We start from the raw sequence: 20,133 nt of genomic DNA, 5'->3' as shown, positions 1-20,133 counted from the left end.
ATTGTCACATTATGCCCGGGGGGGGGCGCCCCCGCGTGGGGCCGCGTGGGGGGGGCGTATGGTCTCCCCTTCCCGCCCGCGGCGCCCGCTCGTGCCGAGCCGCCCGCCACCCCCCGGTCCGACCTCCAGTGAGGGCCCCATGTTCCGATTCCTGGTGCAGCGACTGCTCGGCGCGGCGCTGATCCTGTTCGTCGTCTTCACCGTCACCTTCTTCCTGTTCTTCGCGATGCCGGACGATCCGGCCCGCCTGTCCTGCGGCAAGACCTGCACGCCCGAGACGCTCGCCCTGATCCGACACGATCTGGGGCTGAACGAATCGGTGCCGATGCAGTACTGGCACTACCTCGTCGGCGTCTTCGCCGGCCGCGACTTCGGCGCGTCGCATTGTTCCGCGCCGTGCCTGGGCTATTCGTTCGTCAACCACGAGCCGGTCCTGGACACCCTGCTCGACCGTTTCCCCGCCACCCTGTCGCTGGCCCTGGGCGCCTCGGTGATCTTCCTCGGCGTCGGCATCCTGATCGGCATGCTCGCGGCGCTGCGGCGCGGTACCTGGCTGGACAAGTCCACCATGGCGTTCTCGCTGATCGGCGCCTCGGTGACGATCCAGTTCCTCGGCGTGATCGCCCGCTACGTCCTGGTCGACGAACTGCGGTGGTTGCCCAAACCCGAGTACCTCCCGTTCACCGGTGATCCCGGCGGATGGATGGGCGGGTTGTTGTTGCCGTGGTTGACGCTGGCCTGTGTCCAGGCCGCGGTGTACGCGCGCCTGACCCGGGCGTCGATGATCGACGCGCTCGGCGAGGACCACATCCGCACCGTGCGCGCCAAGGGATTGACGTCCCGTCAGGTCTACCTCCGACACGCGTGGCGCGGCGCGATCACCCCGGTGGTGACCGTCTACGGCATCGAACTGGGCGTGCTGCTCGGCGGCGCGGTGGTCACCGAGACCACCTTCAACATCCCCGGCATCGGCAAACTCGCGGTCAACGCGGTCGCCAACTCCGACCTGCCGATGATCACCGGCGTGGTGCTGATCGCGGCCACCGCGATGGTGCTCGCCAACGTCGCGGTGGACGCCGTGTACGCCGTCATCGACCCCCGGGTGCGTGTGTGATGACCCCTCCCCTGCTCGCGGTCCGCGACCTGCGGGTCCGCTTCGCCACCGAGGGCGGCGTGGTCAAGGCCGTCGACGGCGTCTCCTTCGACGTCGAACGCGGTCGTACGCTCGGCATCGTCGGCGAGTCCGGTTCCGGCAAGAGCGTCACCAACCTCACCCTGCTCGGTCTGCACAATCCCGCCCGCACCACCATCGAGGGCAGCGCGATCCTGGACGGCACGGAGCTGGTCGGCGCCCCCGAACGCACCCTGCGGGACCTGCGCGGGCAGCGGGTGTCGATGGTGTTCCAGGACCCGCTGACCGCCCTGTCGCCCTACTTCACCATCGGCGCGCAGATCGTCGAGACCTACCGCCGGCACACCGGCGTCGGCCGGCGCGAGGCCAAGGCACGCGCGATCGAGATGTTGGACCGGGTCGGCATCCCGCAACCCGCGCGCCGGGCCGACGAGTATCCGCACCAGTTCTCCGGCGGCATGCGCCAGCGGGCGATGATCGCGATGGCCCTGGTGTGCGATCCCGACCTGCTGATCGCCGACGAGCCCACCACCGCGCTGGACGTCACCGTGCAGGCCCAGATCCTGGACCTGCTCGCGGAGTTGCAGGAGCAGTTGGGCACCGCGATCATCCTGGTCACCCACGACCTCGGGGTGGTCGCGGACGTCGCCGACGACGTGCTCGTGATGTACGCGGGCCGCGCGGTCGAGTTCGGCTCGGTCACCGAGGTCCTGGACGCCCCCCGGCACCCGTACACCCGGGGCCTGCTCGCCTCGGTCCCGCGCCTGTCCGATGCCCTGGACCGGCCGCTGCGACCGGTGCCCGGCAGCCCGCCCAGCCTGGTCGCCCCGCCGCCCGGCTGCGCCTTCCACCCGCGCTGCGCGGAACTGATCGAAGGCCCCGAAGCACCGTGCCGCACGGTGCTCCCGCTGTTGACACGAGCACAGGCGGACTCGGCCGGCAGCGCGCACGCCGCCGCCTGCCACCTGGAGGCGGCGCCGGACACCGCGGCGTCGACGGATCTGCAAGGAGCCACCCCGTGAACGCCAAGTCGCCGGACGCGTCCGAGCCGCCGCTGCTTCGGGTGAGCGGACTGACCAAACACTTCCCCACCGGCCGAAGCCTGCTGCGCCGCCGGGCCGGGGCGGTGCGCGCGGTCGACGGGATCGACCTCACCGTCGGGGCCGGACAGAGCATCGGCCTGGTCGGCGAGTCCGGCTGCGGCAAGTCGACGACCGGGCGGCTGATCACCCGACTGCTCGAACCCAGCGCGGGCACCATCGAGTATCGCGGACGCGACATCACGCACGCCTCGCGTCGCGAACTGGCGCCGATCCGCGCCCAGATCCAGATGATCTTCCAGGATCCGTACTCGTCGCTGAACCCGCGGCAGACCATCGGCACCATCCTGCGGGCCCCGCTGGACGTCAACAACATCGACCCGCCCGGCGGACGCGACCGCCGGATCGGCGAACTGCTGGAGACCGTCGGCCTCAACCCCGAGCACCGCAACCGTTTCCCGCACGAGTTCTCCGGCGGGCAGCGGCAGCGCGTCGGCATCGCCCGGGCGCTCGCCGCCGGTCCCGACCTGATCGTCGCCGACGAGCCGGTGTCCGCGCTGGATGTGTCCATCCAGGCCCAGGTGATCAACCTGCTGGAGGAACTGCGTCGCGACCTGGGCATCGCCTTCGTGTTCATCGCGCACGACCTGGCCGTGGTCCGGCACTTCTGCGACCGGGTGGTGGTGATGTACCTCGGGCGCGTGGTGGAGAGCGCGGATCGCCGGTCGTTGTACGAACGGGCCCATCACCCGTACACGCAGGCGCTGTTGTCCGCCGTGCCCGGCGCGACCGGCCCGGACGGCACCCGGCTGGAGCGCATCCGACTCGGCGGGGACGTACCCAGTCCGATCGATCCGCCCTCGGGCTGCCGCTTCCGCACCCGCTGCCACAAGGCACAGGACGTGTGCGCGGTGGCCGAACCCCCGCTCACCGCGCTCGACGGCCGGCCCGGCCACGAAGTGGCCTGCCACTTCCCCGAGCCGCTCGGGACCCGGCCCGCCGAGCACCCGGCGGCGTCCGCGCAGCCGAGCCGGACGGCCTGAGACCCGGTCCGGCACACCCCCGAACCCAACGAAGGAGAGGGCACCCATGACCCGCCAAGACCCCACCGCGGCACCGCACACCGGCACCCACGACCTGCCGGTGTCCCCCGCGCTCGACGCCTTCATGGCCACCGCCTGGGCGCCCGCACCGCTGCCCGACCTCGGCGCCGAGCCGGTCGCCCCCTGGGCGGCGAAGCGCCGCGAGCGACTGTCCGCGCGCTACCCCGGCGAGCGGCTGGTCGTCCCCGCCGGCACCCTCAAGGTGCGCAGCAACAGCGTCGACTACCGGTTCCGGCCGCACACCGCGTACGCCTACCTGACCGGCGACCACACGCCCGACGGCGTCCTGGTGCTGGAGCCGGTCGGCGACGAGCACGAGGCCGTGCTCTACCTGCGCCCGCGGTCGCCGCGCGACACCGGCGAGTTCTACCGCGACCGGCGCCACGGCGAGTTCTGGACCGGGCGGCGGCCGACTCTGGACGAGTCCAGGACCCTGCTCGGCGTCGAATGCGCGCACCTGGACACCCTGCCCGCCCGGCTCACCGGCCCCGTCGTGCCCACCCGCCTGCTCGCCGGCGTCGACCCGGAGGTGGACCGACTGGCCGCCCCCGCCGACCCCGGCCGAGGCGCCGAACTCGCCGCGTATCTCTCCGAGATGCGGTTGGTCAAGGACCCGTGGGAGGTCGAGCAGTTGCAACTGGCCGTCGACCACACCACCACCGGCTTCGCCGACGTGGTCCGTGCCCTGCCGCGGGCGCTGCGGCACCCGCGCGGCGAGCGCTGGATCGAGGGCGTGTTCGACATGCGGGCCCGGATCGAGGGCAACGGCACCGGCTACGACACGATCGCCGCGGCCGGCGCGCACGCCTGCGTGCTGCACTGGACCCGCAACGACGGTGCGCTGGACCCGAGGCAACTGCTGTTGCTGGACGCCGGTGTCGAAATGGACAGCCTGTACACCGCCGACATCACCCGCACCCTGCCGCTGTCCGGCCGATTCACCCCCGCCCAGCGCGAGGCGTACGAACTCGTGCTGGCCGCGCAGCAGGCCGGCATCGACGCGCTGCGCCCCGGCGCGCGCTTTCGCGACTTCCACAACGCGGCGGTGCGGGTGATCGCCGAGGGCCTGCACGAGTGGGGGGTGCTGCGGATCACCCCCGAGGAGGCACTGCGCCCGGACAGCGGTTTGTACCGGCGCTACACGCTGTGCAGCAGCGGCCACATGCTCGGCATGGACCTGCACGACTGCGCGAAGGCGCGGGCGGAGACCTACCTGGACGGTGTCCTGGAGGCCGGCCACGTGCTCACCGTCGAGCCGGGGCTTTACCTCCAGCCCGACGACGAGACGTTGCCGGTGGAACTGCGCGGCATCGGCATCCGGGTCGAGGACGACCTGGTGATCACCGAGGACGGCGCCCGCCTCATGTCGTCGGCGCTGCCGCGCGGCGCGGACGCCATCGAGGAGTGGATGGCCACGCTGACCGACTGAGGCCCGCGCCGTTGCCGAGGCGGCGCACGACGCACGCCCTGCGGATCCCGGTTCGGGGCGGGACCCGCAGGGCGCCGCGTCGGCCGCCCGGCTACGCGGCCACCGCCGCGGTCGGCCGGCACGGTCCGGCCCGGTTGCGGGTGGCCGACATCGCCGAGGTCGCGGGCGTCGCCCGGGGGTCGGTCAGCTACTACTTCAGCGATCCGGGCGACCTGTTGCGGCAGGTCTACCGGCAGGCGGCGGACCGCTTCTACACGTCCCGCACCGACACCGCCGCCGGGTTGCCCGACGCCCGGGACAAGCTGGTGGCCTGCGCGCGGCGCGGTCTGCCGGCCGGGCCGCAGGACGAACTCGCGGTGGTACTCTACGAGTTCAGCGCGGCTGCCCGGGACGAGAGCGAATACGCCACGCCGGCACAGAGTTTGCACGACCGGCAGGTGGCGATGTACGGCTCGATCCTGGAAATCGGGCAGGCCCAGGGCCACTTCCGGTTCACCGAGCCGATCCGGGACGTGGCCGCGAATCTGGTCACCCTGGAGGACGGCTACGGCCTGCACATCGTGAGCCGCAACTCCTCGCTGCCGCCGGCGCGGGCCCTGGCGCTGATCCTGGCGCACGCCCGACAGGCCACCGGCTGCCCGGAGTTGCGCCCGGACCGAGTGATCCCGGATCCGGACGCGCCCGACCGGGGCAGCGGCGGCCCGGGCACGGCCGGCGACGGCGGCGGCCGGGACGCCGGCGGCCACGACGTCGCCACACCCGACAACCCCCGGAAGGGCACCGCGTGAACACCCCCACCGCTTCCCCGCTCGCCGTCACGCCGTCGGGTCGGCCCCGCGCTCGGGCCCTGGGCATCCGCCTCGACGGCACACCCGGGCCCGCCAACGCGCTCACCGACGTCCCCGGGGTGCAGATCGGCTACACCACCCTGATCGAGGGGTCGTCGGTCCGCACCGGTGTCACGGCCGTGTTGCCGCGGGGTCGGTCCGGGGTGGGCCTGCCGTGCGCCGCGGGTCGCTACTCGCTCAACGGCAACGGCGAGATGACCGGCAGCAGTTGGCTGGAAGAGACCGGCAGCCTGGCCGGCCCGGTGCTGATCACCAACACGCACGCGGTGGGGCCCGTGCATCGGGGCGTGGTGGACTGGACGGTCGCCAACCGGCCCGAACTCGCGCGGCAGTGGCTGCTGCCGGTGGTCGCCGAGACCTGGGACGGCTACCTCAACGACATCAACGGCCCGCACGTTCGCGCCGAACACGCCGTCGCCGCGATCGACTCGGCCGCCCCGGGCCCGATCGAGGAGGGTTGTGTGGGCGGCGGGACCGGCATGAACTGCTATGGCTTCAAAGGCGGTTCGGGGACGTCCAGCCGGGTCGTCGAATACGGATCGGCCCGCTACACGGTGGGCGCCTTCGTCCAGGCCAACTTCGGCGAACGACGCGAACTGGTCGTCGCCGGCGTACCGGTCGGGGAGCGGTTGACCCAGGACAACCCGATGGAGGACAGCGACTGGTTCGCCCCCGGCGGGGCCGGCTCGGTCATCGTGCTCGTCGGCACGGACGCTCCGCTGCTGCCCGGCCAGTGCAAGGCGCTCGCCCGCCGGGTCCCGATGGGCCTGGCCCGGACCGGCACGACCGGCAGCCACTTCTCCGGCGACATCTTCCTGGCCTTCTCCACCGCCAACGCCGGGGCCCTGACCAGCGTCTTCCCGCAATCCCCAGCCACCGACCAGGACTACGACACGCTGCGGCACATCCCGTGGGGCCGGATCGACCCGTTCTACCGGGCCACCGTCCAGGCCGTCGAGGAAGCCGTCCTCAACGCCCTGGTCACCGCCCACGAAACCACCGGCCACAACGGCCACCGAACCCCGGCACTCCCCCACGACCGCCTCCGCACCCTCCTGGCAGCCGGAGTTCCCACCACCGACGAATGAGGTCGAGGCCCGGAGAGGCCGGGGGTCAGGCGGCGTCCGGGTCGGTGCCGCTGAGGTCGGGGAAGGAATGGTGTTCGTGCGTGACGGTCCAGCGGCCGGCCTCCTTGCGCAGGCCCAGGGTCAACCGCAGCCGAAGGCCGGGCCGGGCGTCGAATTCGGCGGGCGTACCGCAGCGCAGGAGGGCGTAGGCGAAGGCGACGTCCGCACCCGCCGTGACGTCGAGTTCCTCGATCTCGAAGGACGCGCCCTGGGCCTGCCATTGGAAGAACGGCGGCCATACCTCCCGGTAGGCGGCCAGGCCACGCACCCCTTCATCCGGCGGCGGCACGTCGAACATCACGATGTCGTCGGCATGATCGGCGACCACCGCGTCGAGGTCGCCACGGTGCACCGCCCGCGCCCACCGCTCGACCAGAACCCGAATCTGCTCGGCGTCACCGGACATCGACGAACCCCAACCCTTCCTGCGCACGGCTCCGAACATATCGGCTGAAACGAATGATCCGTCGACGCCGCGCACGCCACACCCCCTCACCGAAACAGGCGCGGAACCCGATGCCGGCCGCGGTCGTACAGCGCGCGCAGCCAGGGCTCCCGGACGGCGGGCAGGCGGGCGAGGGTGGCGAGGAAGATGTCCGCATCGGGCCCGAACGGCGTCGGCGGGTGCGGCGGCAGCAGGTCGTCGCGCAGGACGCCGATGGGGAGCCCGCCGGTCGCCGGAACGAGCAACCGGTCGCGGGGGAAGGCCAGATGCAGCCATACCTCGGCCGACAGTGGCACGACGGCCGCGGTACCGGAGGGCTGCTGCCACGCCTGTCCCGTCTGCGGGTGGATCGGCACCAGGACGATGTCCGCGGCAGGGCCGGGGTCCGGCAGACGCGGGCCGGCCAAGGCCACCTTCCTCGCCGCCAGCCCGGGCGGCCCGGGTGGGAGCAGCATGTCCCACGCACGGGCGAACGTGTCCGCGACGAGGCCGTCGGGGAACTCCACGGGCCGGCCCGCCGAGGCCACGGACAGGTGCGCCAACGCGACCGCGACCGCGGCCTCCCACTGCGGGCTCCACCACCCGCGTGGGTCGACCGGTGGCGTGCCCGCCCGCTCCGCTGCCAGGGTCGCCCAGTCGATCGGTCGGTCGGCGGGCCCGTCGACGGGGAGGCGCCGCACGGCGTCCCGGTCGAGCCACACCGCCTGCCAGTAGGTGCAGTCGTCGATGCGCGTCGCCACCGGCCGGCCGCATCGCAGGCACGCCAGGTTCGGGCCGGCCCGCCCGTCCAGGCCCATGCAGTAGCCGTCGCACCGCTCGGGGATCAGAGCCGTGCCGCGGGTGTCCCCCGGCGCGATCGCGATCGCGCCCGGTGCCCCGAAGGACACGGCGAACACCGGCGCGAACACGCCCTGGGCCGCGGCCTCGTCGGCCTCCACTTCGGCCCACGGCCGCCATGGCGGCCCGGAAGGCGCCGGGTCCACGGCGTACGTACCGGATTCCAACAGCGCGGGGAGCAGTACATGCCCGTAGCTCTGCCGGGCATGGCCGGGGAGGGCGACCCGCGACACGGGTGCGGTCAGCACGGCTCCGCACCCTGCACACGCGAACACGGCCACGCATCCCCCTCGCCCGAAAACGCGAATTATCCAGGCCCGACAATCTCCGGCCAACCACTTTTTCCGCAGTGGCCGCCCGGACGGGCACCCGGAACCTGGAGCAAAGGCGGTTGCCCGCCCCGGCGTGCCTCGGTGGTGCCCGCCCGATGGGCCGCCAGGACGCGGCGCGGGCGTGGCGGGCCGACGGGTTCGTCATCCTGCCGGCGTCCGTTCCGTAGTGGCAACGGCCCCGGTGGATCCCGGAGTTCGGGTCCGCCGGGGCCACCGCGTCCCGGGGGTTCAGTCGGTCAGGGGGTGGTGGTCCAGGTCGTAGCCGAAGTAGCGGGGGCCGGTGAGGGTCAGGCCGGCCGGGGTCAGCCAGCGGGGGTCGCAGGGGGCGGCGAGGACGGTGACGCGCAGGCCGTAGCGCAGGGATTCGGTGGTGACCGGCTCGCCGGTCTCGGTGTCCAGGACGCAGATCAGGTCCGGGGTCGTGGCGACCACCCGGCCGTCGCGGCGGGCGAGCAGGTGTTCGTTCTGGAAGTCGAGTTCGAGGATCGCGCCCTCGCCCTCCAGGCGGGCCCGGCCGCGGGCGAAGCCGCCCTCGGTGCGGCGTTCGACGTCGACCACCTTGCCCGCCGAAAGGTGTACGCCGCCCAGCAGTTCGCGGGCAGCCGCGACCGGGTCGCGGTGTTCGGCGCGGGCCGTGCGGACCACGCGGCCCAGGTTCTCGGCCAGGGTCAGGGTGGCCGGGACCAGGCCGTCGCGGAGTTGGTCGCCGCGCAGCACCGTGTCCGCGCACGAGATCTGGCAACCACGCTCGACGCACACCGCGCGGGCGATCCGCTCCGCCTCGACGTTGTCCACCGCCTGGACGACGATCGTATTGCCCTTGTCGTCGGCCAGTGCCATCGGCGAGTTGCGCACCCCGATCAGACCGGGCAGCACCATCTGCGCTTCGGGGAAGGCCCGGCCCATCGCGTCGCCGTCCACGATCGGCAACCCGGTGCACGCCGCCGCGGCCAGCGGGATCATCGAGTTCACGCCGCCGATCTCGATCGGCACCAGGTGGGTGGCCCGGCGGCCGAGCACCGCCTCCAGCGCGCGCAGCGCGTTGATCTCCTCCCGCCCGGAGGGGAGTTTCTCCAGCAACACCGTGGGCGCGCCCATGGACGAGACCGGTACCACCGTCGCGTCGGCCGGCACCTCGTCGATGTCGACCACGGTGACCGGGCCGTGTCGCCGGATCGCCTCGCGGGCCAGCAGCATGCCGACGTACGGGTCGCCGCCGCCGCCGGTGCCCAGGATGCCCGCGCCGCGCGCGATGTCCGCCAGCTCTTCGATGCCGATCTCACGCATGGGTGGGGATTCCGTTCTTCGCGTCGTACACGGGGGTCGGTGAGCCGAGTCGGTCCAGGTCGAGATCGCCGACGGCCTTGATCCGGATGCGGGTGGCGCCGCCCGGCAGGTAGGCCAGTGGCACCTCCTCGATGTCGACGATGCGGACCGTGCCCACCCGGGCGCCGGCTTCCTCGGCGCGCCGGATCGCCTCGGCACGGGCCGTGTCGAGCACCTGGTCGCGCTTGCCCTCGGGGACCTTGAAGACCCGGTCGACCTCGCCGCCGACCTGCGCGATGGCCGCGCCGACCGCGTTGGCCACGTCGAAGTGGGCCGGCCGGCGCACGTCGGGGAAGCCCGGCAGGCCGCCCGGGATCAGCACGCTGCCGCCGCCGACGGCGACCACGGGCAGCGGCGCGGCCGAGGTGCGCATGCGGTCCACCGTCTCGGCCAGTCGTTCGGCGATCCGGGCCAGGGCCCGCTCGGCGAAGGCACGGTCCACGCCGGCCACCGCGCCCGGGTCGCCGATCTCGGCCGCGCCGGCGGCCACGGCCAGGTCGGTGGCGGTCAACGTGTCGCCGCCGAAGACCAGGGCCTGTTCGGTGAGCCGGTAGCCCACACTGCGCGGCCCGACCTCGCCGTCCGCCGCGACCAGCGAGCCGCCGCCGATGCCGAGGGAGAGCACGTCCGGGATGCGGAAGTTGGTGCGTACGCCGGCCGCCTCCGACTCGCCCGCGGCCTCGCGCGGGAAACCGCCGATCAGGATGCCCACGTCGGCCGTGGTCCCGCCCACGTCCACCACCGCGCAGTCGGTGAGCCCGGACAGGAAGGCCGCGCCGCGCATCGAGTTGGTCGGCCCGGACGCGAACGTGGCGACCGGATAGCGGCGCGCGTGGGCGACGTCCATCAGCGTGCCGTCGTTTTGCGATATGAAGAACGGCGCGCCGATCCCGGCCCCGGCCAGCGCCGCGCCGAACGCGTCCACGATGTGCTCGGCCAGGTCCCGCAGCGACGCGTTGACGATGGTGGCGTTCTCGCGCGCCAACAGGCCGACCCGGCCGATCTCGTGCGAGAGCGACACGTGCACGTCGCCCAGTTCGGCGGTCAGGATCTGCGCCGCGCGCACCTCGTCCTCGGCGGCGGCCGGCGAGAACACCGAGCTGATCGCGATCGAGCGCAGGCCCCGGGCCGAGATGTCGGCCGCGACCCGGCGCAGTTCCGCGGGATCCAGCGGCGAGATCATCCGACCGTCGAACTCGCGCCCGCCGTGACACAGGTAGGTGCCGCCGCCGACCACCGCGCGCAGCCGCTCGGGCCAGTCGACCATCGGCGGCAGCGCCTCGGTCGCGGGCAGGCCCAGGCGCACCGCCGCGACCCGGGCGAGCCGTTCGCCCTCGATCAGCGCGTTCAGGAAGTGGGTGGTGCCGATCATCACCGCGTCCACGGCGGCCGGGTCGGTGGGCCGGCCGTCGGCGCCGGGTGCCGCGAGCAGCGCGGCGACGGCCGCGGCGACTCCCGAGGTGACGTCGGCGGTGGTGGGTGACTTGGTGCCGGCGAGGACACGATTGTCGTCGCCGAGCAGGGCGGCGTCGGTGTTGGTGCCCCCGACGTCGATTCCGATGCGCATGTGGTGGTTCCTCTTGCCGAATGCCGAATACCGAATGCCGAACGGCGAAGGCCGAAGCGGCAGGGTGGGGTGGGGTGTTCAGGCCGAGTTGCCGGCGGCCTTCGCGGCCTCGGCGATCTCGCGGGCCGCCGCCGGGTGGGCCGGCTGTTCGACCGGCAGTTCGCGGTGCCCGTGTACCAGGTTCAGTCGACCGGCCAGGATGTATCCGAGTCCGGCCAGGAGCAGCGAGTTGAGCGCCGGCACACCGGCCCACTGGTAGTGGTCGCACAACCAGCCGAACACCGAGGCCGCGCTCCACAACACGATCGTGGCGGGCACCCACGAGGGTTCGGTTTCCGGGAGTCGGCCGATCGCGCGGGACGCGTCCAGTTGCGGGCGCCAGCGCTTGGTCACGAAGTACTCGGCGACCATGATCCCGGCGATCGGTGGGGTCACCACGCCGAGCACGGTGAGGAAGTCGGTGAACCGGTCCAGGATGCCGGCGGCGGCGGCCAGGCTGCCGAGCACGCCGATCACGATCGTCACGGCGGTGCGGTTCAGGCGTACGCCGACGGTCGACTCGACGGCGCCGATCAGGCCGAGCGCGGCCGAGTACAGGTTCCAGTTGTTGATCTTCACGGTGGCCGACACCAGGATCAGCACGCCCGCCACGCCGGAGGAGGCGGTGATGATGGCGATCACGTCGGACGACTTGACCGCGTAGGCCAACAACACGCCGGCCAGCCCCAGCACGTACTCGCCCAGCGAGATGCCGACCAGGGTCTGCTTGACCACGTCCCCCGTGGAGCGGTTGAACCGGGTCATGTCGGGCGTGGTGACCGCGCCGACGATGTACGAACCGGCCACGATCGTCGCGCCGGTCGCGATCGATATGTGCTCGCCGAAGGGCGGCGAGGCGACCAGGTCGCCCATGCTGTGCCGGGAGATCTCCACGGTCATCGCCCAGCCGGCCAGGCCCAGGAACGCGGGCACGGTGACGAAGGCGGTCCAGCCCATCGCCCGAAACCCGCGCAGTACCAGGGCGGTGACGCCCAGGCCGGTGATCAGACACCAGCCCCACAGCGGCACGCTCGGCGTCAACGAGTGCAGGCCGGCGGCGAACACCGCGGTCTGCACGCCGAACCAGCCGAACAGGCTGACCGCGATCACCAGGCCGATCAGGGTGGATCCGTAGCGGCCGAACCCGGTCCAGCGGGCCAACACCGAGGTGGTCAGCCCCTCGCGCATCCCGGCGATGCCGACGAAGATGCACACCACCTCCAGGATCACCGAGCCGAGCGTGAACGCCCAGAACGCGCCCCAGAAGCTCAGTCCGGCGCCCAGCGTCGCGCCGAGCAGGAACTGGGTCAGGTCGGAGAGTTGGCCGAAGCGCTGGATGGCGACGTTGAACCACGAGTAGCGCGCGGACCGCGGCACCCGTTCCAGCGGGTAGTCCTCGTCGACACCCGACGCCCCGGGGACGGAGGACATGCGTGCCGCCGGGTCGGCGGCCGACTCGGGGGCCGGTGCGCCGGCGGGCGTTCTGCTGTCTGTGGTCATGCGCTTTCCTCGGATTCCTGGGGCCGGCTCGAATTCCGGGACGGAAGGGGACGTCGGGCAGGGCGAAGCACGGTGCGGTCGGGAGGGAGCCGCGGTTCACCGACAGGGGTGGTGCGCCGCGGATACGTTTCGGGGAGCGGTCACAGGGGCGAGGGTGGGCCCACCGCTCGGGCGCGCAGGCTGAACGTGGGGCCGGGCAGGTACGGGACGGGCACCCGCTCGACCGGGAGGACCACGACCCGGCGCGGATCGGCCCCGGCGCGCACCGCGCTGCGTCGGGCGCCCTCGCGTACCTCCTCCACCGCGTCCGCCTCGGCCGCCTCGCCGGCCCGCACCAGTTGCTCGTGCGCGCCGCCGACCGGGCTGAGGGCGGCACCGAACGCCCCGGCCACCAGGCCGTGTTCGGGCAGCAGCACGTGGGCAGCCGGCGCCGATGTCGCGGCGAGCGCGGCCGAACCGCCGCCGACCACGACCAGCGGCAGCCGGTCCGCGCCGGGCTGCATCCGGTCCACCGCCTCCTCGAACGCGTCCGGGTCGTCGGCCGGGACCCGGATCAGGTCGGGCATCGGGAAGCTCACCGGCACGCCGCCGATGACCAGTCCGGGCCGGCTCTCCTGCGGGAAGCCGCCCGCCAGCAGACCCACCCTGATCCGCCGGGCGCCCACGTCGGCCACCACCGCGTCGCTCAGGCCGGTCAGCAGTCCGGCGCCGCGCAGCGTGCCGGCCGGGCCGCTGCCCAGGGCCAGGCCCGGATGCAGCCGCAGGTACTCCAGCGAGGTCAGCGTGCCGTCGCCGCGGGCGACCAGGATCGTCGCACCCGACAGACCCAGTGCGCCGAGCGCGGCGGTCAACGCGTCGGCCAGGGCCCGGGTGTGTCGCGACAGCGCCGCGTCCAGGACGGTGCTGTTCTCCCGTTCGATCAGGCCCAGCCCGCCCGAACCGGCGGACAGGCCCACGAACACGTCGGTGCCCGCCTCGCGGCGGATGATCTCGGCGGCCCGGTGCTCCTGCGTGTCGTCGATCGGCGAGAACACCCCGGTGACGGCGAACGCGTCGCACCGACCGGCCAGGCCGGCCGCGAAGCGGGCCACCGCGTCCCGGTCGAGCGCGGTGGCATCGGCGGGGGTCAGGCCGGCGCCGCCCTCGACCATCGCGCTGCCGGCGTGCACGGCCAGGCGCAGGTCGGCGGGCCAGTGGGCGAGCGGCGGCACCGCGTCCGAGACCGGCCCGCCGATCCGCAACACGCCGACCCGGGTCAGGCCCTCGCGCCGGGTGACCGCGTGCGCGGCGCCGCGCAGCCCGATCGCCACGTGGGCCACCCGCGGGGTGCGCGGTGCGTCGCGCAACAGGGCGGCGACGGCGGTGCGCACGCTGTCCACGGGATGCTCGGCCGAGGGCACCTTTACCGTGGCAGCCGGCAGCTCGCCCACCAGCAGGGCGCCGTCGGTGTTGGTGGGGCCCACGTCCACCCCGATCGTGCGCGCGTCGGTCATCGGCCGACCTCCGCCCGGTCGGGCAGGTCCAGTCCGAAGGCCGCGGGGCCGCCGAGTCGAAGGCCCGCCTCGGTGTGCCAGACCGGCGCGCAGTCCAGTGCCAGGAGCGTCACCCGAAGCCCGTAGCGCAGCACCTCGACCGGCAGGGCCTCGCCGGTCCTGGTCTCCACCAGCGCGATGATGTCCGGCGTCAGCACGACGGGCCGGCCGTGCTCCAGGACGGCCAGATACTCCGACTGCGCCTCGACCCGCAACAGCCGGCCGGCGTCTCGGCCCAGGCCCTCGACCAGGATCGCGGTGGTCGGATCGGCGACTCGTTCGATCGCGGCGATCTTGCCGGTGACCACCCGGCGGGCCACCGGCAAGGGGTCCTCGGGCACACCGGCGGCCAGCGCCGAACCCACGGCCAGGGCCCGGCGGACCGACCCGGGCACCGCGTGCCGGGCGACCTGGTCGGCCGTCACCGGGTAGTCCGAGCACGCGGCCTGCCCGCCGAAGGCGTCCAGCGCGGCCCGGACCACCCGCTCCAGCCAGGGGCCGTCGGCGTGGTCGACCACCACGGTGCGACCCCGTTCGTCGGCGAGGACGGCGGGAGTGGCCCGGATGCCGGCGAGTTCGAGCACGTTCTGATCCATCCGGGGGAAGGCCCGGCCCATGCTGTCCGCGTCCAACAGCGGCAGCCCCAGTCGGGCCGCCCAGGTGACCGCGACGCAGCCGTTGGATCCGCCGATCTCGCTGGACAACAGGGCGACCGGCGGTCGGCCCCGGACCTGCTCGACCCGATCCCGCATCCGGCGCGCCTCGGCGACGCCGCCCACCCGCTCGCCCATCACCGGGGAGGAACCGACGGTGCCGACCGTCATCACGGTCGCGTCCGCGGGCAGGTCCCCGGGGTGCAGGACCCGCACCGGCCCGTGTTCGAGGATCGCCTGTCGGGCGCCCGCGAGGGTGACCGACGTGGCGCCGCCACCGCCCGAACCCAGGACGGCGCAGCCCCGCGCGAAGTCCGGAAGCAGTCCGGTGTCGAGTTCCATGGGTCAAAGGTACGAACACGCGGCGTATCGGACGTGTGCCACGCGCACCCGATCGAGTCCAACATGTGCGGCCGGCACACTTGGCGGCGTGATGGTACTCGCCGAGTTGCTCGGCGGTCCGGGCCTCGACGATCTCGTCGTGGTGGCCGGGCCGACCGACGCCGTGCCGTTGACCGGCGTACGACTGGAGACGCGCGCGGATCGGCTGGCCCACGCGCCGGCCGGGTGTCTGGTGGTGTTGGCCACCCCGCTGAGCGGCTACCGGCTCGACGTGGCGGTGCGCGATCTCGCGGCGGCCGGCGCGGCGGGCCTGGTGCTGACCGCGATCCCGCCGGATGCGCCCGTCCCGGCCACCGTGCTCGAACTGGCCGATCGGGGCCGGGTGGCGATCCTGCACACCGACGGCGACCTGGCCGCGCTGATCCTGGCCGTCGACCGCACGGTCCGCGGCGGCGCCGCCGACGCCCTGGCCCGGGTGGAGGCCGCCGCCCGCGAGGTGCCGCCCGTCGCGGGCGACCCGGAGCGGGTGGCGCTGGCCGCGTCCCGGGCGCTGGGCGTCCCGGTCGAGTTGCGCGCGCCGGAACCTGGCGAGGCGGGCGCGTCCGCGCGCGGGCCGGACGGCGAGACCTGGCTCAGCGCGCCCGACCGGCCGGGGCCGAGCGGGCGGGCCGTCCGGGCGGTGCTCGCCCTGGGCGCCCTGGCCGCGGCGGCCGGTCCGGCCGACGACGTCCCGGTGCGCTCGCGCGGCCAGTTGTTGGCCGAACTGCTGGCCGTGCCCGAGGCGCAGGCGCTGCGTCTGGGCAGCCGCGGCCGGGCCCTGGGGCTCCCGGTCGACAACTGGCATCTGGTCCTGCGGGTGGAGCCGGTCGCGCTGACCGGCACCGACCGCTACCGCCTGCTGGAGAGCGCCGGACCGCTCGCGCTGCGCCTGCTGCGCTCGGCCGGTGTGGTCGCCTGGAACGCCGCGCGCGTCGACGAGGCACTGATCCTGACCCGCTCGCAGCCCGTCGACCCGGGCCGCGACGGCATGCGCGCCACGCTGGCCGACGCCGGTCGGCTCCTGGCCGCGCTGCGCGAGCGCGGCCCCGACGCGGACCTGCGCTGCGGCGTGGGCGCGGCCCATCGCGGTGTGCTGGGTCTGCGCACCTCCGCCCGCGAGGCGCACACCGCCCTGTCCCGCTCGGCCGGCGGGTTCGGTCCGGTCGCCGCACACGACGCGGCGGGCCTGGACCGCATGCTCCTGGACTGGTACTCCTCCGACGCGGCCCGCGAGGCGGTGCGCGAACTCCTGGCCCCGGTACTGGCGTTGGGCCCACAGCGCGCGGTTCCGCTGCTGCGCACCCTGCAGGCGTACCTCGATCACCAGGGCTCCCCGGCCCGGGCGGCCGACGAACTGCACCTGCACCGCAACGCGGTCACCAAGCGCGTCCGCAAGGTGGGCGAGCTGATCGGCGCGGACCTGGAGGACCCCCAACAACGCCTCGCGGTACAACTGGCCTGCCGAGCGCACCTGATGTGACCACCGGCCGGTCCTGCGCCCGGGAGGTCGGCGGGCTCGGGCAAGTCGCTTGCCCCGCCCGGTGGTTGGCCTGCTTCGATGCCTTGCACGGGCCTCGTGGGTCACCGGATACTGACGAGAGGTTGCAGTCCGTGTTCCGTGGGGGCACGTGCTCCCATGCCCGACCGGCGTCGGAGGGGAGAGCACTCGATGGCCAGGGGCGATCTGCGTCGGTTCCACCGCGATCCGTTGGGATTTCTGGAAGACCTGTCCCGCCGTCGATCCACCGACGTCTTCCCCCTCCCGTGGGGCGGTTGGTGCGCGGGCGACACGGATGCGGCGCTGACGGTGTTGCGCGCCCCGGAGTTCAACGCGGGCCTGTCCACCTTCTACGGCAGCCTGCTGCCCTCGCGAGCGGCGCAGATCGAGGTCGGTCACGGCGTGCGGAACCTCATCCGGGCACGATTACCCGAGTATCGGGACAACCTCGCCGAAGCGGTGCCCCGACTGCCCGCCGCCGGGCGTTGGCCGGAAACCGGCACCGCGCTGGTGTACGAGTGCACGGCCGACCTGCTGCTGCATCCGGCCGCGGCGCCGGAGCTGCGACGTCTGCTGGCCCGATCCGTGCGCGCCGGCCTGCTGATCCGCTCGCCGCTGATCCGGGAGCGGGCCCGAGCGGAGATCCTGCGCGTCCGGCTCCTGGCCGCGCTGATCCGGCACATCGGGCAGCGCCGCGGCGAAGGTGTCGACCCCAGCGGGCCGTGCGACCTGCTCGACGCCATCCTCGACGCGTGCCCGCCGGAGACGACCGACGACGCCGTGGCCGAACTGTACGTGCTGCTCTTCCGGTCGATCGTGGGAAACGTCGGCTACGCCGTGGCCTGGACCGTACTGCTGGCCGGTCTGCACCACGCGCCGAGTACACCGGGGGCGCCGTGGCCGTGGCCCACCGACCGGATCGTGCGCGAGGCCGCCCGCCATCGTCCGTTCGTCTGGATGGTCGGCCGCCCCGTTCCGCACCCGATGCAATTCGGCGGGGTGGCACTGCGTCCCGGCGAGATCGTGTCGGTCAGTCCCTACCTCCTGCACCACGACGAACGGCACTGGCGCCGGCCCGATGCCTTCGATCCCGAACGCTGGGCGGATCCGGGCGCACGCGGCCCGTATCTGCCCTTCAGCGCCGGCCCGTTCATCTGCGCCGGCGCGGCCGTCGCGCAGACCATGGCCACCGACGCGGTAGCCGCCCTCGCCGCCGACACCCGGCTGACCGTCCTGGGCGGGCACACCCGTCCGATGGTGACCAACGCCGTCGCCCCGCGGGCGTTCACCCTGAGCCGTACCACCGAGCTCCTCACCCGATCGCACGCACCCGAAAGGAGGTGAACAACATGATGGCCGTCATCCGGCGCATTCTCTCGAACGCCCCGCCCGTGATCTGGAACCCGAAGGATTCCTGGGCGTGATCCGGCCCCGACCCGAACGCCCGCACGGCCGAAGGAGACACGCCGTGCGGGCCGTTCGCCGCTCCGCGCCGGCCGGCACCGCGACGGGCCTGCTCCCCGGCCCGGCGGGACGACGAGGACTCCCCCCTTCACTCCCCGGAGTTCAATGATTACTCTGGGGTAGCATTTCCCTCGGTTCCCGCCATCGATCACGCAATCCCTCCGGCAGCGGAGAAGTCCGCTGCCGCCACGAGGAGGTACCCGTGAAACGTAAACGCCTGTCCGTCCTGACCGCCGCCTTCACCGTCGCCCTCGCGATGGTCGCGGTCAACCCCGACTCCGCCGTCGGGGAGAAGGCACCGTCCTCCGCGGATGCCACCACGTCGGCCCAATACAGCGTCGTCGGCGTGCGAACGACCCAACAGCGCACCGCCATCGCCGCGACCGGCGCGGCCGTCGACGGTGTCGAGGACGGCCGCCTGTTGATCACCGCGACCCCGGAGGAGGTCCGGCGGATCAGAGCGCTGGGCTTCACCGTGAACGCGGAGGCCCCGCCCACACCGGGGGGCCTGATCAACCGGGACTTCCCGCCGTCGGACTCCGGCTACCACAACTACGCGGAGATGGTCACCGAGATCGACAAGGCCGTCGCCAACCACCCGACGCTGATCAGCAAGCAGGTGATCGGGCGCTCGTACGAGGGCCGGGACCTGTACGTGCTGAAGATCTCGGACAACGTCGCCGTCGACGAGGACGAACCGGAGGTGTTGTTCAGCCACCACCAACACGCCCGCGAGCACCTCACCGTCGAAATGGCTCTCTACCTGGTCAAGTTGCTCGGCGACGGCTACACCACCGATCCCAGGATCAAGGCTTTGGTGGACAGTCGCGAGATCTGGATCATGCCCGATGTCAACCCGGATGGCGGCGAGTTCGACATCGCCACCGGTTCGTATCGAAGCTGGCGCAAGAACCGACAGCCCAACTCCGGTTCGAGCAACGTCGGTACCGACCTGAACCGCAACTGGGACTACAAGTGGGGCTGCTGCGGCGGCTCCTCGGGCAGCACTGGCAGCGAGACGTATCGCGGCCCAAGTGCCGGCTCCGCGCCCGAGGTCAGGGCCGTGACCGACTGGGTGCGCGGCCGGATCGTCGGCGGCAAGCAGCAGTTGACCGCGGCGATCGACTTCCACACCTACAGCGAACTGGTGTTGTGGCCGTTCGGTTGGACGTACAACGACGTCGTGCCCGGCATGACCGCGGACGAGTACAACACGTTCTCCACCATCGGCCGGGCCATGGCGGCGACCAACGGCTATACCCCCGAGCAGTCGTCCGACCTCTACATCACGGACGGCTCGATCGACGACTGGTTGTGGGGCGACCAGCGGATCTACGCCTACACGTTCGAGATGTATCCCGCGTCGGGCAACGGTGGCTTCTATCCGCCCGACGAGGTCATCGATCGGGAAACATCGCGGAACAAGGCCGCCGTGCTGCACCTGCTCGACTACGCGGACTGTCCCCCGCGTGCGATCGGCAAGACCTGCGGCGGGGATCCGGGCGGCAAGACGTTCGAGAACACCAACGATGTCGCCATCCCCGACAACGGCCCGGCCGTCTTCAGCGACATCGCCGTCACCGGCGTACCCGGCAACGCGCCGGCCGCCCTCAAGGTCGGCGTCGACATCAAGCACACCTGGCGCGGCGACGTGACCGTCGACCTCGTGGCCCCGGACAACTCCGTCTACCGACTCAAGAACGCGAGCGGCAACGACTCCGCCGACAACGTCATCACCACCTACACCGTCGACGTCTCCGGCGAAGTCGCCAACGGCACCTGGCGATTGAAGGTGCAGGACGTCGCCGCCGCCGACACCGGGAAGATCGACTCCTGGAAGGTCACCTTCTGAGCGAAGGCCGCGAAGGCCGCGACGGGTA

Annotated in this window: 16 protein-coding genes; 9 read left to right on the top strand and 7 right to left on the bottom strand. The window is 72.9% G+C overall.

The window, feature by feature from the left end:
- Nucleotides 1–139: 139 nt before the first annotated feature.
- From ACFXMF_RS12180 to ACFXMF_RS12155, 6 genes are read left to right on the top strand one after another with little or no spacing between them, the layout of a single operon-like run.
- Nucleotides 140–1,114, top strand: coding sequence for an ABC transporter permease (locus ACFXMF_RS12180; protein WP_360316648.1), 975 nt, complete (start codon nt 140–142; stop codon nt 1,112–1,114).
- Nucleotides 1,114–2,154 carry an ABC transporter ATP-binding protein gene (locus ACFXMF_RS12175; protein ID WP_360316645.1) on the top strand — a complete coding sequence of 347 codons (1,041 nt, stop codon included), beginning with the start codon at nt 1,114–1,116 and terminating at the stop codon, nt 2,152–2,154. The genes ACFXMF_RS12180 and ACFXMF_RS12175 overlap by 1 nt, the downstream gene beginning before the upstream one ends.
- A complete protein-coding gene (locus ACFXMF_RS12170) occupies nt 2,151–3,215 on the top strand; it encodes an oligopeptide/dipeptide ABC transporter ATP-binding protein (protein ID WP_360316643.1) in 1,065 nt (354 codons plus the stop codon). Before ACFXMF_RS12175 ends, ACFXMF_RS12170 begins: the two co-directional genes overlap by 4 nt.
- A gap of 46 nt (nt 3,216–3,261) precedes the next feature.
- Entirely contained in the window at nt 3,262–4,704 is a 1,443-nt protein-coding gene (locus ACFXMF_RS12165; RefSeq protein ID WP_379989156.1) for an aminopeptidase P family protein, read from the top strand.
- A complete protein-coding gene (locus tag ACFXMF_RS12160) occupies nt 4,680–5,492 on the top strand; it encodes a TetR/AcrR family transcriptional regulator (RefSeq protein WP_379989155.1) in 813 nt (270 codons plus the stop codon). Before ACFXMF_RS12165 ends, ACFXMF_RS12160 begins: the two co-directional genes overlap by 25 nt.
- The gene (locus ACFXMF_RS12155; protein WP_379989153.1) at nt 5,489–6,640 is read left to right on the top strand and encodes a P1 family peptidase; all 1,152 of its coding nucleotides are present in this window, start codon (nt 5,489–5,491) and stop codon (nt 6,638–6,640) included. The genes ACFXMF_RS12160 and ACFXMF_RS12155 overlap by 4 nt, the downstream gene beginning before the upstream one ends.
- Nucleotides 6,641–6,665: 25 nt before the next feature.
- Here ACFXMF_RS12155 and ACFXMF_RS12150 read toward each other — a convergent pair whose 3' ends face one another.
- The 7 genes from ACFXMF_RS12150 to ACFXMF_RS12120 all read right to left on the bottom strand — a co-directional run bounded on the left by ACFXMF_RS12150 (nt 6,666) and on the right by ACFXMF_RS12120 (nt 15,252).
- Nucleotides 6,666–7,085, bottom strand: a complete 420-nt coding sequence (locus ACFXMF_RS12150) for a nuclear transport factor 2 family protein (protein ID WP_379989164.1) — start codon at nt 7,083–7,085, stop codon at nt 6,666–6,668.
- A gap of 86 nt (nt 7,086–7,171) precedes the next feature.
- Nucleotides 7,172–8,242: a hypothetical protein gene (locus ACFXMF_RS12145; protein WP_379989152.1), complete on the bottom strand. Its 1,071-nt coding sequence runs from the start codon at nt 8,240–8,242 to the stop codon at nt 7,172–7,174.
- Between the two features lie 279 nt (nt 8,243–8,521).
- On the bottom strand, nt 8,522–9,580 hold the full coding sequence (locus ACFXMF_RS12140) for a DUF917 domain-containing protein (RefSeq protein ID WP_379989151.1): 1,059 nt from the start codon (nt 9,578–9,580) through the stop codon (nt 8,522–8,524).
- Nucleotides 9,573–11,186 (bottom strand): hydantoinase/oxoprolinase family protein, encoded by a 1,614-nt coding sequence (locus ACFXMF_RS12135; RefSeq protein ID WP_360316620.1) that lies wholly within the window; start codon nt 11,184–11,186, stop codon nt 9,573–9,575. Before ACFXMF_RS12135 ends, ACFXMF_RS12140 begins: the two co-directional genes overlap by 8 nt.
- Nucleotides 11,187–11,264: 78 nt before the next feature.
- Nucleotides 11,265–12,725, bottom strand: a complete 1,461-nt coding sequence (locus tag ACFXMF_RS12130; protein ID WP_379989150.1) for a purine-cytosine permease family protein — start codon at nt 12,723–12,725, stop codon at nt 11,265–11,267.
- A gap of 140 nt (nt 12,726–12,865) precedes the next feature.
- Nucleotides 12,866–14,218, bottom strand: coding sequence for a hydantoinase/oxoprolinase N-terminal domain-containing protein (locus tag ACFXMF_RS12125; protein WP_360316616.1), 1,353 nt, complete (start codon nt 14,216–14,218; stop codon nt 12,866–12,868).
- A complete protein-coding gene (locus tag ACFXMF_RS12120; RefSeq protein ID WP_379989149.1) occupies nt 14,215–15,252 on the bottom strand; it encodes a DUF917 domain-containing protein in 1,038 nt (345 codons plus the stop codon). Before ACFXMF_RS12120 ends, ACFXMF_RS12125 begins: the two co-directional genes overlap by 4 nt.
- A 91-nt stretch (nt 15,253–15,343) precedes the next feature.
- Here ACFXMF_RS12120 and ACFXMF_RS12115 point away from each other — a divergent pair, with 91 nt between their 5' ends.
- The 3 genes from ACFXMF_RS12115 to ACFXMF_RS12105 all read left to right on the top strand — a co-directional run bounded on the left by ACFXMF_RS12115 (nt 15,344) and on the right by ACFXMF_RS12105 (nt 20,105).
- A complete protein-coding gene (locus tag ACFXMF_RS12115) occupies nt 15,344–16,771 on the top strand; it encodes a PucR family transcriptional regulator (RefSeq protein WP_380020626.1) in 1,428 nt (475 codons plus the stop codon).
- Nucleotides 16,772–16,960: 189 nt separating this feature from the next.
- Nucleotides 16,961–18,133 carry a cytochrome P450 gene (locus tag ACFXMF_RS12110; RefSeq protein WP_360316612.1) on the top strand — a complete coding sequence of 391 codons (1,173 nt, stop codon included), beginning with the start codon at nt 16,961–16,963 and terminating at the stop codon, nt 18,131–18,133.
- A 322-nt stretch (nt 18,134–18,455) separates the two neighbouring features.
- Nucleotides 18,456–20,105, top strand: coding sequence for a M14 family metallopeptidase (locus tag ACFXMF_RS12105; protein ID WP_380020623.1), 1,650 nt, complete (start codon nt 18,456–18,458; stop codon nt 20,103–20,105).
- Nucleotides 20,106–20,133: the final 28 nt, after the last annotated feature.

The sequence above is a fragment of the Embleya sp. NPDC059213 genome, assembly GCF_042754445.1.
Classification (GTDB): domain Bacteria; phylum Actinomycetota; class Actinomycetes; order Streptomycetales; family Streptomycetaceae; genus Embleya.
This window is presented reverse-complemented; position numbering and strand designations above follow the sequence as displayed.

Coding starts and splice junctions, on each gene's coding strand:
- ACFXMF_RS12115 (WP_380020626.1), top strand. CDS start 15,344: ATGGTACTCGCCGAGTTGCTCGGCGGTCCGGGCCTCGACGATCTCGTC.
- ACFXMF_RS12150 (WP_379989164.1), bottom strand. CDS start 7,085: ATGTCCGGTGACGCCGAGCAGATTCGGGTTCTGGTCGAGCGGTGGGCG.
- ACFXMF_RS12175 (WP_360316645.1), top strand. CDS start 1,114: ATGACCCCTCCCCTGCTCGCGGTCCGCGACCTGCGGGTCCGCTTCGCC.
- ACFXMF_RS12165 (WP_379989156.1), top strand. CDS start 3,262: ATGACCCGCCAAGACCCCACCGCGGCACCGCACACCGGCACCCACGAC.
- ACFXMF_RS12120 (WP_379989149.1), bottom strand. CDS start 15,252: ATGGAACTCGACACCGGACTGCTTCCGGACTTCGCGCGGGGCTGCGCC.
- ACFXMF_RS12180 (WP_360316648.1), top strand. CDS start 140: ATGTTCCGATTCCTGGTGCAGCGACTGCTCGGCGCGGCGCTGATCCTG.
- ACFXMF_RS12135 (WP_360316620.1), bottom strand. CDS start 11,186: ATGCGCATCGGAATCGACGTCGGGGGCACCAACACCGACGCCGCCCTG.
- ACFXMF_RS12110 (WP_360316612.1), top strand. CDS start 16,961: ATGGCCAGGGGCGATCTGCGTCGGTTCCACCGCGATCCGTTGGGATTT.
- ACFXMF_RS12140 (WP_379989151.1), bottom strand. CDS start 9,580: ATGCGTGAGATCGGCATCGAAGAGCTGGCGGACATCGCGCGCGGCGCG.
- ACFXMF_RS12130 (WP_379989150.1), bottom strand. CDS start 12,725: ATGACCACAGACAGCAGAACGCCCGCCGGCGCACCGGCCCCCGAGTCG.
- ACFXMF_RS12125 (WP_360316616.1), bottom strand. CDS start 14,218: ATGACCGACGCGCGCACGATCGGGGTGGACGTGGGCCCCACCAACACC.